The sequence below is a fragment of the Micromonospora sp. M61 genome (assembly GCF_018070245.1).
In the GTDB taxonomy this organism is placed as follows: Bacteria; Actinomycetota; Actinomycetes; order Mycobacteriales; family Micromonosporaceae; genus Micromonospora; species Micromonospora zamorensis.
On sequence record NZ_JAGPYA010000030.1, the window covers coordinates 49120 to 62616 of the forward strand.

Annotated in this window: 14 protein-coding genes and 1 pseudogene; 9 read left to right on the plus strand and 6 right to left on the minus strand. The window is 72.8% G+C overall.

Annotated elements, in window-relative coordinates; all coding sequences use genetic code 11:
* The first annotated feature begins 3 nt into the window (after positions 1–3).
* Both KBX34_RS18715 and KBX34_RS18720 read left to right on the plus strand, forming a co-directional pair.
* Entirely contained in the window at positions 4–1773 is a 1770-nt protein-coding gene (locus KBX34_RS18715) for an ABC transporter ATP-binding protein (protein ID WP_210793950.1), read from the plus strand.
* An 87-nt stretch (positions 1774–1860) separates the two neighbouring features.
* Positions 1861–2610: a DUF2470 domain-containing protein gene (locus KBX34_RS18720; RefSeq protein WP_088949343.1), complete on the plus strand. Its 750-nt coding sequence runs from the start codon at positions 1861–1863 to the stop codon at positions 2608–2610.
* Positions 2611–2655: 45 nt separating this feature from the next.
* Here KBX34_RS18720 and KBX34_RS18725 read toward each other — a convergent pair whose 3' ends face one another.
* The 4 genes from KBX34_RS18725 to KBX34_RS18740 all read right to left on the minus strand — a co-directional run bounded on the left by KBX34_RS18725 (position 2656) and on the right by KBX34_RS18740 (position 5333).
* The gene (locus KBX34_RS18725; protein ID WP_088949342.1) at positions 2656–3063 is read right to left on the minus strand and encodes a hypothetical protein; all 408 of its coding nucleotides are present in this window, start codon (positions 3061–3063) and stop codon (positions 2656–2658) included.
* Positions 3064–3166: 103 nt separating this feature from the next.
* On the minus strand, positions 3167–3763 hold the full coding sequence (locus KBX34_RS18730; RefSeq protein ID WP_210793896.1) for a TetR family transcriptional regulator: 597 nt from the start codon (positions 3761–3763) through the stop codon (positions 3167–3169).
* A 62-nt stretch (positions 3764–3825) separates the two neighbouring features.
* On the minus strand, positions 3826–4581 hold the full coding sequence (locus tag KBX34_RS18735) for an ABC transporter permease (RefSeq protein WP_088949340.1): 756 nt from the start codon (positions 4579–4581) through the stop codon (positions 3826–3828).
* Positions 4578–5333 (minus strand): ABC transporter ATP-binding protein, encoded by a 756-nt coding sequence (locus KBX34_RS18740; RefSeq protein ID WP_210793897.1) that lies wholly within the window; start codon positions 5331–5333, stop codon positions 4578–4580. The genes KBX34_RS18735 and KBX34_RS18740 overlap by 4 nt, the downstream gene beginning before the upstream one ends.
* A gap of 558 nt (positions 5334–5891) precedes the next feature.
* Here KBX34_RS18740 and KBX34_RS34290 point away from each other — a divergent pair.
* The 4 genes and pseudogenes from KBX34_RS34290 to KBX34_RS18755 all read left to right on the plus strand — a co-directional run.
* Positions 5892–6215, plus strand: a pseudogene (locus tag KBX34_RS34290) (phosphoribosyl-AMP cyclohydrolase); the annotation flags it as partial.
* Between the two features lie 180 nt (positions 6216–6395).
* Positions 6396–6827, plus strand: a complete 432-nt coding sequence (hisI, locus tag KBX34_RS33695) for a phosphoribosyl-AMP cyclohydrolase (protein ID WP_307871430.1) — start codon at positions 6396–6398, stop codon at positions 6825–6827.
* A gap of 49 nt (positions 6828–6876) precedes the next feature.
* On the plus strand, positions 6877–8430 hold the full coding sequence (locus tag KBX34_RS18750) for an anthranilate synthase component I (RefSeq protein ID WP_088949338.1): 1554 nt from the start codon (positions 6877–6879) through the stop codon (positions 8428–8430).
* 105 nt (positions 8431–8535) lie between these two features.
* Complete coding sequence (locus tag KBX34_RS18755) at positions 8536–9135, plus strand: Trp biosynthesis-associated membrane protein (protein ID WP_210926053.1); 600 nt, start codon at positions 8536–8538, stop codon at positions 9133–9135.
* Positions 9136–9162: 27 nt separating this feature from the next.
* Here KBX34_RS18755 and KBX34_RS18760 read toward each other — a convergent pair whose 3' ends face one another.
* On the minus strand, positions 9163–9432 hold the full coding sequence (locus KBX34_RS18760; RefSeq protein WP_088951908.1) for a hypothetical protein: 270 nt from the start codon (positions 9430–9432) through the stop codon (positions 9163–9165).
* 485 nt (positions 9433–9917) lie between these two features.
* Between KBX34_RS18760 and trpC the strand changes: the two genes are divergently transcribed.
* The 3 genes from trpC to trpA are packed head-to-tail and all read left to right on the plus strand — an operon-like array spanning position 9918 to position 12800.
* Positions 9918–10721 (plus strand): indole-3-glycerol phosphate synthase TrpC, encoded by an 804-nt coding sequence (gene trpC / locus KBX34_RS18765; RefSeq protein ID WP_172862221.1) that lies wholly within the window; start codon positions 9918–9920, stop codon positions 10719–10721.
* A 35-nt stretch (positions 10722–10756) separates the two neighbouring features.
* Positions 10757–11995, plus strand: a complete 1239-nt coding sequence (trpB, locus tag KBX34_RS18770) for a tryptophan synthase subunit beta (protein ID WP_210926055.1) — start codon at positions 10757–10759, stop codon at positions 11993–11995.
* Between the two features lies 1 nt (position 11996).
* The gene (gene trpA, locus KBX34_RS18775; protein WP_088949334.1) at positions 11997–12800 is read left to right on the plus strand and encodes a tryptophan synthase subunit alpha; all 804 of its coding nucleotides are present in this window, start codon (positions 11997–11999) and stop codon (positions 12798–12800) included.
* A gap of 110 nt (positions 12801–12910) precedes the next feature.
* Here the strand turns inward: trpA and KBX34_RS18780 are convergent, their stop codons facing one another.
* Complete coding sequence (locus tag KBX34_RS18780; RefSeq protein ID WP_210926057.1) at positions 12911–13489, minus strand: NUDIX hydrolase; 579 nt, start codon at positions 13487–13489, stop codon at positions 12911–12913.
* Positions 13490–13497: the final 8 nt, after the last annotated feature.

Below are 13497 nucleotides of genomic sequence, written 5' to 3' on the forward strand. Positions count from 1 at the left end.
ACGATGGGCATGGGTGACAAGCGGGAGGAGACGACCTGGCAGACCCTGCGCCGGGGTCTGGCGCTGTCGCCGGAGCTGCGGACCGGTCTGGCCGGCACGCTGGCCCTGGCGTTGGTCTACATGGTCGGTCGGGTGGCCGTGCCGGTCGCCGTGCAGCAGGGCATCGACCGCGGCCTCGTCGGTGGTCTGAACCTCGACGTGGTCTGGACGGTGGTGGCGATCACCACGGCGATCCTGGTGATCACGACGGCCTGCGGTTATCTGATGATGCGCCGGCTGTTCACGGTCAGCGAGACGGCGTTGGCCAACGTGCGGACGCGGGCGTTCCGGCACGTGCACGACCTGTCGATGTTGCACCAGCAGTCGGAGCGGCGCGGCTCGCTGGTCTCGCGGGTGACCAGCGACGTCGACCAGATCACCCAGTTCCTCCAGTGGGGCGGGGTGATCCTGCTGGTCAACCTCGGTCAGCTGGTGGTCACCACCGCCGTCATGCTGGCGTACTCCTGGCAGTTGACCCTGGTGGTGCTGGCCGCGTTCCTGCCGGCCGTGTTCGTCATCCGGCAGTTGCAGCAGCGCCTGGGTTCGGCGTACGCGACGGTGCGGCAGCGCACCGGCACGCTGCTCGGCGCGATCGGCGAGAGCGTGGTGGGCGCGCCGGTGATCCGGGCGTACGGCATCGCGGGGCGCACCGAGCGGCGGCTGGACGAGGCCATCGACGGGCAGCGGCTGGCGCAGCAGCGGGCGATCCGGATCAGCATCGTGGGCAGCTCGGTCGGTGAGTTGGCCGCGGGGCTGGCGCTGGCCGGCGTGGTGGTGCTGGGGGTGACGCTGGGTGTGGACGGCACGCTGTCGATCGGCCAGCTGACCGCGTTCCTGTTCCTGGTGACGCTCTTCATCCAGCCGGTGCAGATCGCCACCGAGGTGCTCAACGAGGCGCAGAACGCGATCGCGGGCTGGCGTCGGGTGCTGGACGTGCTGGACGTCGCCCCGGACGTGGCTGACCCGGGGGAGCAGGGACGGGACCTGCCGAGCGGGCCGTTGGACATCCGGTTCGCGGGGGTGCGGTTCGCGTACCCGGGCGGTCCGCCGGTGTTGCACGACATCGACCTGGAGATTCCGGCGAAGAGCCGGGTGGCGGTGGTCGGCGAGACCGGCAGTGGCAAGACGACCTTCGCGAAGCTGCTGACCCGTCTGATGGACCCGTCGGCGGGCGCGGTGCTGCTGTCCGGGGTGCCGTTGGCGGACGTCCGGTTCGACTCGCTGCGCTCCCGGGTGGTGATGGTGCCGCAGGACGGGTTCCTCTTCGACGCGACGGTGGGGGACAACGTCCGGTTCGCCCGGCCGGAGCTGACCGACGAGCAGTTGAGCGCCGCCTTCACCGAGCTGGGTCTGTCGGACTGGTTGGATGGCCTGCCGGCGGGGCTGGACACTCCGGTCGGCGAGCGCGGCGAGGCGCTCAGCGTCGGTGAGCGGCAGTTGGTCGCGTTGGCCCGCGCGTACGTGGCGGATCCGGACCTGCTGGTGCTGGACGAAGCGACCAGCGCGGTGGACCCGGCGACCGAGGTGCGGTTGCAACGCACCCTGGACGCGGTCACCAGGGGCCGGACGACCCTCGCGATCGCCCACCGGCTCTCCACGGCGCAGGCGGCCGACGAGGTGATCGTGGTGGACCGGGGTCGGGTGGTGCAGCGGGGGCCGCACGACGAGCTGGTCCGCGACGCGGACTCGGTCTACGGCCTGCTCTACGCGTCCTGGCTGGAGCAGACCCGGTGACGCGATGCGCCGGTGTGGTGGACGTCGAAGGTCAGGTGCTCTAGGCTCCGGCTTAGGTAAGCCTAACCTTCGAAGGAGGTCGCGCCCATGCGGCCCAACCCCGCCGAGATCGTTCGTACCCTCGTCGCCGGGCGCCTGCCCGGTCTCGTCCACCTGGCCCACCGGCCCGGCCCGCACCACGCCCGGCACGTGACCGACCCGGACGGGCGGGTGCTGCTGCTGGTGCCGGTGGCCAGCCACCTGGCCGCCGCGCTGCAACCGGTGGCCGGGGGCAGCGACGTGGCGGTGGTGCTCGACGTGCTCGACCTGCCGCCCGCCGCCGGTGCGCCCGGTCTGGGTCGCGCCTGGGTCTCCGGGTGGGCTGCCGAGCTGCACGGCGACGAGGCCCGCCACGCGGCTGTCGACTTCGCCGCGGTGGAGCCGACCGGCGACCTGCTCGACCTGGGCACGCGGTTCCGACTGTTCCGCTTCGAGGTGGTCGAGGTCCGCTGGGAGCGGGCCGGCGCCGTGCACCGGGTCGACCCGGTGGAGTACGCCGAGGCCGAGCCGGACCCGGTGCACCCGGTCGAGGCGCGTCTGCTGGCCGACCTCGCGGAGTGCGACGGCGCGCAGGTCACCGAGTATCTGCGCCGGCAGCTCGGGTTGACCGAGCAGACCCCGGACGGGCCACCCCGGGTGGTGCGCATCGATCGTTACGGGCTGGTGGTCGCCCTCGGTCGACCGGGCGCGCGGCGTCGGATCCGGCTGGCCTTCCCGGATCCGCTGGCCGACGCCGACGAACTGGGCTGGTTGCTCCCGACGTTGCGCCGCCCGGCCGAGGCCCATCCGCCGTACTGAGCCCGGTAGGCACGCCGCTGGCACCACCTGCCCGGCTGCACGCCGTCAGCGGGACCGATCGCGGGTCGCGGCCAGCGCCCACGCCACCAGCGCAGGCTGACCGAGCAGGCGTAGCGCCCGCTTGCGGTCGGTGTCCAGCCCGAAGCCGTTCCGGCGTTCGACGAACTGGGCGATGTTGCCGGGGAAGACCCCGACGAAGAAGCCGGCGACGGCCCGGCCGAGCAACCGGCGGGCGGGCTGGCGCCACGTCGCGAGCAACGCCGATCCCAGCGCGACCTCAGCGAGACCGGACACGACCACGACTTTGTCGACGTCGACCGGCAGCCAGGACGGCACCTGTGCCCGGAACTCCTGCCGCTTCGTCGTCAGGTGACCAACGCCGGTGCTCAGCAGGACAGCGCCGAGGGAGGCCTGACCGATGGCCTGCAGAACGGGTTTCGTCGGTTGGCTCATGATCCTGTTCCTGGGGCTCTGTCGAAGACGGACTTCCCCTACCATCTCCGATTCCGCACCGTTCAACCCTGCGAACTCGAGAGCCGGCCCGCCGCGACCGCCCCTAGGTCGGCAGGGGGCCGGTGAGGTAGCGCTGGATCGTCGGGCCGATCGCGGCGACCAGGGTTTCCGGGTCCGCCGAGGCGACCGGCTCCAGACGCACCACGTGCCGCATCATGGCCAGGCCGATCATCTGGGTGGCCACCAGGGAACCGCGCAGCGGCAGTTGGGCCGGATCGACGTCGAGCTGTTCGAGCACCCGCCGCAGGACCTGGGTGGTGACGAACTCCCGCAGCAGTCGAGCGGTCCACTCGTTGCTCACAGCGGAGCGCAGCAGTGCCTGGGCGGCGCTGCCGGCCGGTGAGTCCCAGACGCCGAGGAAGGTGCGCACCAGTCGCTCACCGGCGCCGTCCGGGTCGCCGGCGATCACCTTCGGCACCAGCTCACCAGGGTCGACCGGGAAGTTCATCGCGGTGAGGAAGAGCTGGTCCTTGCTGCCGAAGTAGTGGTGCACCAACGCCGGGTCGACGCCTGCCGTGCCGGCGATGGCGCGGATCGAGGCGGAGTCGAAGCCACGCTCGGCGAACGCCGTGCGCGCCGCGTCGAGGATCGCCTCCCGGGTGTCCGGGTTGCCGGGTCGCCGGCCGGTCCGCCGCGTCATCGCCGCCCTTCGTTCGTCCACCTGGGCAGCCGTGGGCCGGTCCGCCCACGGCTGCCGCAGCCTCACCCGCTGCGTCGACGCAGGGTGGCCGCCGCGAGCACGAGCGCGAGCACCACCGCCCCGAGCACCACCGCCACGTCCCGCCACATTCTGCCGGTCGGCTCGGCGTGGGCACCGACCTCCTGCAACGCCTCGATGGCGTACGACAGGGGGAAGGCGTCACTGAGCGCCTGGAGCCAGCCGGCCATCTGGTCGCGGGCCACGAACAGCCCGCAGAGCAGCAGCTGGGGGATCACCACGACTGGCAGGAACTGTACTGCTTGGAACTCGGTGCGCGCGAAGGCGCTGCACAGCAGCCCGAGGGCGACACCGAGCACGGCGTCGACGACGGCGATCCCGATCACCAGACCGATGCTGCCGGCGGTCTCCAGGCCGAAGATCCAGTACGCCACACCGGCGGCGACCGCGGCCTGCACGGCGGCGGCCAGCCCGAACGCGATGCCGTACCCGAAGAGCAGGTCGAGCTTGCCCAGCGGTGTGGTGAGCAGCCGCTCCAGGGTGCCGGAGGTGCGTTCGCGCAGCATGGCGATGCTGGTCACCAGGAACATGATCACGAAGGGGAAGATGCCGAGCATCACCAACGCGACCCGGTCGAACGTCGTCGGCTGGCCGGGCGGGGTGGGCTGGTCGGCGTACATGAAGTAGACCAGGGTGAGCAGGACGGCCGGCACCACCACGAGCAGCGCGATGGTCCGCCGGTCGTGCCGGAGCTGGCGCAGGATGCGGCCGGTGGTGGCCGCCAGGATCCGCGGGTTCATGACTGCTCCTGTCCGGCTGTCGTGGCGGTGGTGGTCGGGCCCGCCTCGCCGGCCCGGATCAGGCGCAGGAACGCCTCGTCGAGGTCGTCGACACCGGCGGCGGTGCGGATGGCGGCGGGGCTGTCGTCGGCGATCAGCCGCCCCTGGCGGATCAGCAGGAGCCGGTCGCAGCGGGCCGCCTCGTCCATGACGTGACTGGACACCAGCAGGGTGGTGCCGGCGGCGGCCATCGCGTGGAACCGGGCCCAGAGGTCGGCCCGCAGCACCGGGTCCTGGCCGACGGTCGGCTCGTCGAGGATGACCAGTTCCGGCTCGCCGACCAGCGCACAGGCCAGGGAGGCCCGGCTGCGTTGGCCGCCGGAGAGGGTGGCGACCAGTTGGCCCGCCGCATCGGCCAGCCCGACATCGCTGACCGCGCGGTCGGCCTCGACCCGCCCCCGTCCATACAGGGCGGCGAAGTAGCGGGCGTTCTCCCGAACGGTCAGGTCGGCGTAGACGCTCGGCGCCTGGGTCAGGTAGCCCACCCGGTGGCGCAGTGCCGGGGTGCCCGCAGGTTGGCCCAGGACGGTGATCTCCCCGCCGCCGACCACCTGCACGCCGACCACCGCCCGCATGAACGTGGTCTTGCCGCTGCCGCTGGGGCCGAGCAGGCCGGTGACCGCCCCGCGCGGGACGCGGCAACTGATGCCGTCCAGCACCCGCCGCCCGCCTCGGTCGACGACCAGGTCGCGGACGGCTATGGCGTCGTCCATCGCGCACCTCCAAAGAAACTCATCATCTGTTGAACTCAACGCTAGATGAAATACCGATCCGGGCGCAACGGTCGAGGCCGGTGTCCGACTGCCCGCCGTCGCGTACAGCGTGAGAACGGGCAGTAGGCTCCGGACCGGACACCGAGTCCGCCAACGGGCATTGCGCGCTGATCGGACGTACGGCACGATGGCGCGGTGGGTCACGCTCCGTTACCGGACAGCGGTTTTCTTGAGGACTGGGCCGCGCGGTTGCGACAGGGCGCCGAGCGGCCGGTCGTCGGCATCCTGCTGCGCGGCAGTCACGCCCGCCGCGCCGCCACCGCACACAGCGACGTCGACCTCGACGTGCTGGTCGGCGGTGCCCCGTACGCCGCTCGACAGGCGTACCTGGCCGAATCCGCAGGCCGGGTCACCCACGTCTCGGTGGCCGCCCGTGACGTCCGCTCCTGGGTGCACCGACTCGGCGAACCGGCCGACTGGGCGTTCGGGCTGCCGGTCACCACACCGGCGCGACTGCTCTGGGCCGACCCGCACTGGCGGCCCCGGATCGATCTGCCGGTGCTCTGTCAGCCCGCCGAGCCACCCCGGCTGGAGGAGCTGATCGCCACGCTCGGTAAGGCCGCCGCCGCCCGCGTCGCCAACGACCGCGTGGGGGTCCGGCTCGCCGTCGCCGACCTCGCCCGACTCTGCCCGTCGGTGCTGCGCCCGGCCAACCCGTCGGTGCGGGTCCACTCCCGTCGGGCGGCCTTCGCGGCGGCCCTGGAACTGCCGGTCGCCCCACCCGGCTACCGGTCGGACATGCTGCTCTGCCTCGGGCTGCGTCCGGGCGCCACCAGCCAGCTGTGGGCCGCCGCTGTACGGCTGGTCGCCGGCACCCTGCCGCTCATCCGGCCGTACGCCGAGGAGATCGCCGACACGGCCGGCGCGGACCTGGCCGCCGCCCTGGTCGACGGTCGGCTGGACCGCTACGTGGCCCAGCTGGCCCGGCCCGCCGGGTCTGCGCCGCAGCCCGAGCGGGAGCGGTCGCCGGTACCCGCACCGCGTGCGGGACAATTCATCACTGTGCCCGTACCTGACCCGCCGGTGACCGGCGTTCCCAGCGATCCGAGCGACCCGGTGGTGTCCGAGCCGGTTCGCCCGTCCCGGCTCGACCCGGCCATCGCGGCCCAGCTGCGCCGCTCCGCCGACGGCCTGGTGGCCGCCGTGGTCCGCGCGCACGACTCCGGCGAGGTGCTGATGGTCGCCTGGATGGACGACGAGGCGCTGCACCGCACCCTCACCACCGGCCGTGCCACCTACTGGTCACGCAGCCGACGCGAATACTGGGTCAAGGGCGCCACCTCCGGGCACCACCAGTACGTCCGCTCGGTCGCGCTGGACTGCGACGGGGACGCGCTGCTGGTGAGCGTGGACCAGGTCGGAGCGGCCTGCCACACCGGCCACCGGACCTGCTTCTTCACCGAGCTGCCCGTCACCACGCCGGAGGCACGGTGAGCGCGGCGTGGCCGAGCCCCACGGCCGTGAACGAAAGGCAGACCCAGCCATGACCGACGGCATCGTCAGCCCCGACCTGGCCGCCTTCACCGAGCTGGCCACCGGCTGGCGGGTGGTGCCGGTCACCCGGCGGTTGCTGGCCGACGCGGAGACCCCGGTCGGGGTCTACCGGAAGCTGGCCGGCGGGCCGGGCACGTTCCTGTTGGAATCAGCCGAGCAGGGCGTCGGGTCCGCCGGCATGGCCTGGTCGCGGTATTCGTTCATCGGCGTACGCAGCAGCGCCACCCTCGTCGAGCGGGACGGCGTCGCGACCTGGCTCGGCCAGCCACCGGCCGGACTGCCCACCGAGGGTGACCCGATGCGGGTGCTGCGGGAGACGGTGGCGGCGCTGGCCGGCCCGGTGGGGGACCCGTCCGACGGCCTGCCGCCGTTGACCGGGGGCATGGTCGGCTACCTGGGTTACGACCTGGTCCGCCGTTTCGAGCGGTTGCCGGAGCTGACCGAGAACGACCTGGGCGTGCCGGAGCTGGGCATGATGCTCGCCACCGACCTGGTGGTGCTCGACCACTACGACGGCTCGGCGATCCTGGTCGCCAACGCGGTGCTGCCACCGCCGGACGCCCCGGACCGCGCCCCGCAGGTGACCGCCGCGTACCACCACGCGGTCGGCCGACTGGACGCGATGACCACCGCCCTGTCGCGGCCCATCCCGCCGATGATCTCCACCGTCGAGCGTCCGCCGGCCGGGGAGGTGCTCTGTCGTACGCCCGACGACGGGTACCCGAAGGCGGTGGAGGCGGCCAAGGAGGCGATCCGGGCCGGTGAGTGCTTCCAGATCGTGCTCTCCCAGCGCTTCGAGCGGTCGATCCACGCCGACCCGCTGGACGTCTACCGGGTGCTGCGCACCAGCAACCCCAGCCCGTACATGTACCTGCTGCGCTTCGACGGGTTCGACATCGTCGGCTCGTCGCCGGAGGCACACCTGAAGGTCACCGGTGGCGTGGACGGGCGACGGCGGGCGCTGCTGCACCCGATCGCCGGCACCCGGCCGCGCGGTGGCACCCCCGCCGCCGACGCAGCGCTCGCACAGGAGTTGCTCGCCGACCCGAAGGAGCGAGCCGAGCACGTGATGCTGGTCGACCTGGGCCGCAACGACCTGGGTCGGGTCTGTCAGCCGGGCAGCGTGGAGGTGCCCGAGTTCGCCACCATCGAGCGGTACAGCCACGTCATGCACATCGTCTCCACTGTCACCGGCACGTTGCGGGACGACCAGACCGCCTTCGACGCGCTCGCCGCGACCTTCCCGGCCGGCACGCTCTCCGGCGCGCCCAAGGTGCGGGCCATGGAGATCATCGAAGAGTTGGAGCCCGTCCGCCGGGGCGTCTACGGGGGCACTGTCGGTTACTTCGGCTTCGGCGGCGACCTGGACATGGCGATCGCCATCCGGACCGCGCTCATCCGCGACGGCCGCGCCTACGTGCAGGCGGGGGCGGGGGTGGTCGCCGACTCGGACCCGGCCGCCGAGGACCAGGAGACGCGGAACAAGGCCGCCGCCGTGCTGGCGGCGATCGCGGCCGCCGAAACATTGCGGCCTGCTCGGTGAGCGCGAGGAGTGCAGCGCAGCGGAGCCCCGCAGTCGCGAACGGAAGGTGGGCTCGGTGAGCGCGAGGAGTGCAGCGCAGCGGAGCCCCGCAGTCGCGAACGGAAGGTGGGGCCGGTGAGTGCCGAGGAGCGGTCCGCCGTGGGTCGGCGCGAGTTGACGTACGCGGTGTTGCTCTGTCTGGCCGGCGCGGGCCTGGCGTTGTGGGCGGCGACGCGGAGCTGGTCGGTGGAGCTGACGGTGCGCCCGGCGCCGCTGCCACCGGTGCGGGACACCCGCAGCGGCGGCGGGCTGCTGCCCTGGCTGCCGGCGTTGGCGCTGGTGGCGTTGGCGGGTGGTGGAGCGGTGCTGGCCACCCGGGGTCGACTGCGGCAGGTGCTCGGTGGGTTGCTCGGCGCGCTGGGGCTGGCCGTGGCGGCTGGCGGCGGGTACGGGGTGGTCGCCGACATCGGCGGTTCGGTGAGCCGCCAGTGGCCGGCGCTCTGCCTGCTCGGCGGTCTGCTGGTTGCCGTCGGCGGGTGGTGGACGGCGTGGCGTGGTGGCGGTTGGCCGGCGATGGGCGCCCGGTACGAGCGGCCGATGCGTTCGGCCCCTGCGACCACGTCGGTGCCGGCTGGTTCGGAGGGTCCGCCGGCTCCGCTGGCGGGGCGGCGGACCACCGAGGCGTGGGACGCCCTGGATCGGGGCGAGGACCCGACGGCCGACTGACGCGGCGGCCGGTGCGGTGGGCGGGGGTCAGCCGACCGGCTGGTGCTCCCGCTGGGCTCGGCGACCGGCGGCGCGGGCGGCGGTCAGCTCGGCTACCAGGCGGTTCAACTCGGCACGCTGATCGGCGCGGGCGCGGTCGGCGCAGACGGCCTCCCAGGCGTTGCCGCGGGCGGTCCGCATCCGTCCTTCGCCCACCACGGCCCGCTCCACGCTGTGCACCACGCCGACGGCGAGCGACGCCACAGTGCGCGAGATGGTGGTCAGGCCGATGGTCGGCTGCGGCTCGGAAATGCTCATGGTCACCTCGCACGAGGAGTTGCGACGGTCGGGGCAGGCGCGCCATTGAGTCTGCCCGAGGTCGATGCTCGCCGGCTGACGTTTCGCCGCCGTGAACGCCCGGTCAACTGTCCCGCCCTGGCCCTGACCAGGGCCCCCTGTCAAACCTTGAGCTTGCTCACAACATCGACCGGCGTCGTTGTCGCCGAGCGCCGTCCGCCAACTGGTGGCATGATCGATGGATCGGCCCGGTTCGACCGTGGCCGCCAGGCCCCGTGCCCGTGACGGCGGTCGATATCGGAGGTGGCGCTGCGTGACACACCGTTCACGGCAAGTCGGCCATTATGCCGCAGCCCTTTTCGTGAGCAGCGCCATACCCCCGGCGTCCGGCGTAGGTCGGCTGCCCCTAGCATCGGCCCATGACGCCCGGAGAGGGGAGTCCGTTGGTGACTGCTGAGCATGCGCACGCGGAGGGGGACGACGCCGGTCAGGCAGCGTCCGTAAGCGTGCTCGACGAGATTCTGGCTGGCGTACGTGAGGACGTCGCCCGGCGCCAGGAGCAGGTTCCGCTGGAGCGGATCCGTGAACTGGCAGCGGCTGCGCCGCCGCCGCTGGACGCGTACGCGGCGCTGCGCAAGCCCGGCGTCGCCGTGATCGCCGAGGTGAAGCGTTCGTCGCCGTCCAAGGGCCGGCTGGCCGAGATCGCCGATCCGGCCGACCTCGCCGTCGACTACGCGGCCGGTGGGGCTCGGGCGATCAGCGTGCTGACCGAGGGGCGCTGGTTCGGTGGCTCACTGGACGACCTGGCGGCCGTCCGGGCCGCGGTCACGGTTCCGGTGCTTCGTAAGGACTTCGTGGTCTCCAGCTATCAGGTGCACGAGGCGCGCGCGCACGGCGCCGACCTGGTTCTGCTGATCGTCGCCGCGCTCGAACAGAACGTGCTGATGGGTCTGCTGGAGCGCATCGAGTCGCTGGGCATGACCGCGCTGGTCGAGGTGCACGACGAGGAAGAGGCCGACCGCGCTCTGGAGGCCGGCGCGCAGGTGATCGGGGTCAACGCCCGTGACCTGCGTACCCTGGAGGTCGACCGGTCCGTGTTCGAGCGGATCGCGCCCGGCCTGCCCAGCAGCGTCGTCAAGATCGCCGAGTCCGGCGTCCGTGGCCCGCACGACCTGATCCGGTACGCCTCGGCGGGCGCCGACGCGGTGCTCGTGGGCGAGGGCCTGGTCACCCAGAAGAGCCCCCGCGAGGCCGTCGCCGAACTGGTCAACGCGGGCAACCACCCGGCAACGCCCAGGCCGGTGCGCTGACCTCGCACCGGACGCCCCACCGAGAGGATTTTCCGATGAGCGCCGACGCGCTGGCCCCGGTGGCCGGCTCGCAGCCCGACTCCGCCGGCCACTTCGGCCGCTTCGGCGGTCGGTTCGTTCCCGAGGCCCTGGTGGCCGCGCTGGACGAGCTCGACGGGGCGTGGCGCACGGCGATGGCGGACGAGTCCTTCCGGGCCGAGTTCGCCGCGTTGCTGCGTGACTATGCCGGCACCCCGTCGCTGCTCTACGAGGCCCGGCGGTTCTCCGCGAAGGTCGGCGCACGGGTGCTGCTCAAGCGGGAGGACCTCAACCACACCGGCGCGCACAAGGTGCGCAACGTGCTCGGCCAGGCGCTGCTCACCAAGCGGATGGGCAAGACCCGGGTGATCGCCGAGACCGGTGCCGGGCAGCACGGCGTGGCCACCGCGACCGCCGCCGCCCTGTTCGACCTCGAGTGCGTGGTCTACATGGGCGAGGTCGACACCGAGCGGCAGGCCCTCAATGTGGCACGGATGCGGATGCTCGGCGCCACCGTCGTCCCGGTCACCAACGGCTCGCGCACGCTCAAGGACGCGATGAACGAGGCGATGCGCGACTGGGTGGCCAACGTCGACGAGACGCACTACCTGATCGGCACCGCCGCCGGCCCGCACCCGTTCCCAGCGATGGTCCGCGACTTCGTCCGGGGCATCGGCGACGAGGCCCGCCAGCAGTGCCTCGACCTCACCGGCGCGCTGCCGGACGCGGTCACCGCCTGCGTCGGTGGCGGGTCCAACGCGTTGGGCATCTTCCACGCCTTCGTCGGCGACACGGACGTGCGGCTGTTCGGCTTCGAGGCCGGCGGTGACGGCGTGGCCACCAGCCGGCACGCGGCCAGCATCACCGGCGGGTCGGCCGGCGTGCTGCACGGTGCCCGCACCTACGTGTTGCAGGACGCCGACGGGCAGACGCTGGAGTCGCACTCGATCTCCGCGGGCCTGGACTACCCGGGCGTCGGGCCCGAGCACGCCTGGTTGCACGACACCGGCCGGGCGACCTACCTGCCGGTCACCGACGACGAGGCGATGGCCGCGTTCGAGCTGCTCTGCCGCACCGAGGGGATCATCCCGGCGATCGAGAGCGCGCACGCGCTCGCCGGCACCCTCACGCTGGCCCCGAAGCTCGCCGCCGAGCTGGGCCGCGAGCCCACCATCGTGGTGAACCTCTCCGGGCGGGGCGACAAGGACGTGCACACCGCCGGTGACTACTTCGGCATCCTCGACAAGGAGCGGTGAGATGAGCCGGATCGGGGTGGCCTTCGACAAGGCCCGCGCCGACGGGCGGGCACTGCTGGTCGGCTGCATGCCGGCTGGTTTCCCGACCGTCGAGGGCAGCATCGCCGCGATGACCGCCATGGTCGAGGCCGGCGTCGACGTCATCGAGGTCGAGATCCCCTACTCCGACCCGGTGATGGACGGGCCGGTGATCCAGAAGGCCAGTGACATCGCCCTGGCCGGTGGCGTACGCACCGCGGACACCATGCGCATCATCGAGGCGGTGGCGGCCACCGGCGCTCCGGTGGTCACCATGACCTACTGGAACCCGGTCGAGCGGTACGGCGTGGACGTGTTCGCCCGTGATCTCGCCTCCGCCGGTGGCACCGGGCTGATCACCCCCGACCTCATTCCCGACGAGGCCGACGAGTGGCTGGCCGCCTCGGACGCGCACGGGCTGGACCGCACGTTCCTGGTGTCGCCGTCGTCCACCGACGCCCGGCTGGCGATGACGGTGGAGCACTGCCGCGGTTTCGTCTACGCGACAGCGGTGATGGGGGTGACCGGTGCCCGGGCGAGCACGTCCGACGCCGCGCCGACGCTGGTCTCCCGGGTCCGGGCGGTCACCGACCTGCCGGTCGGTGTCGGTCTGGGCGTGGGCACCGGTGTGCAGGCCGGCACCGTCGCCGGGTACGCCGACGGGGTGATCGTCGGCAGTGCCCTGGTCCGGTGCGTCCTCGACGCGCCCAGCGAGGCGGAGGGGCTGGCCGCCCTGCGTACTCTCAGTGCCGAACTCGCGGAAGGCGTCCGCAACCCCACCCGCTGACGGCGCGGCGGGCCTGTCTGTCTTTGGCTTGTGATGCCGGTGAGTCATCGTGATGACTCACCGGCATCACGCTCGAACGGGTGTTGCCCGTCCGGTCGGCGTCGGGCCGCTCAGTCGTGTCGGCGCGGTCCGGGGCGAAGTGGGCCGTCCGCCGCCGTCTCACCACGTTGTTCCGGCGGCTGCGCCACGACCCCGTGCCCGTCAGGCCCGTTCAGCGGCTCTCCAATGGGCTCGGGCGGTGCCCACGAAGCGTCGCGGAGCACGCCGGAGCGGCCGGCGCGAGCATCGGTGACGGCGGCGTGGGTGAGCGGCGTGACCGACTCGGGCAGCGCGTCGGGGGAGTGCCAGGACAACCGGCAGCCCGGCGGTGGGTCGGCGGCGGGTCGGACCCCGCCGGCGCGGGCCCGGAACACGTGCACGAGGACGTCCGGCAGCGGCCCGGCGCGCCCGGGGGACGTCCGCCCGGTGGGGCCGGTCAGGTGGTAGACGCCGACCAGGTCGACCAGCTCGATCTCCCAGCCGGTCTCCGCGCGGATGTCCCGCAGGGCCGCCTGCACCGGGCTCTCGGCCGGGCGTAGCCGCCCGCCGGGCAGCGCGTATCGGCGCTCCCCCCGGCCCTGCCGGCAGAGCAGCACCCGGCCGGTGTCGTCACTGACGACCGCGGCGACCGCCCAGGTGAGCGCGCTCATGGACAAAG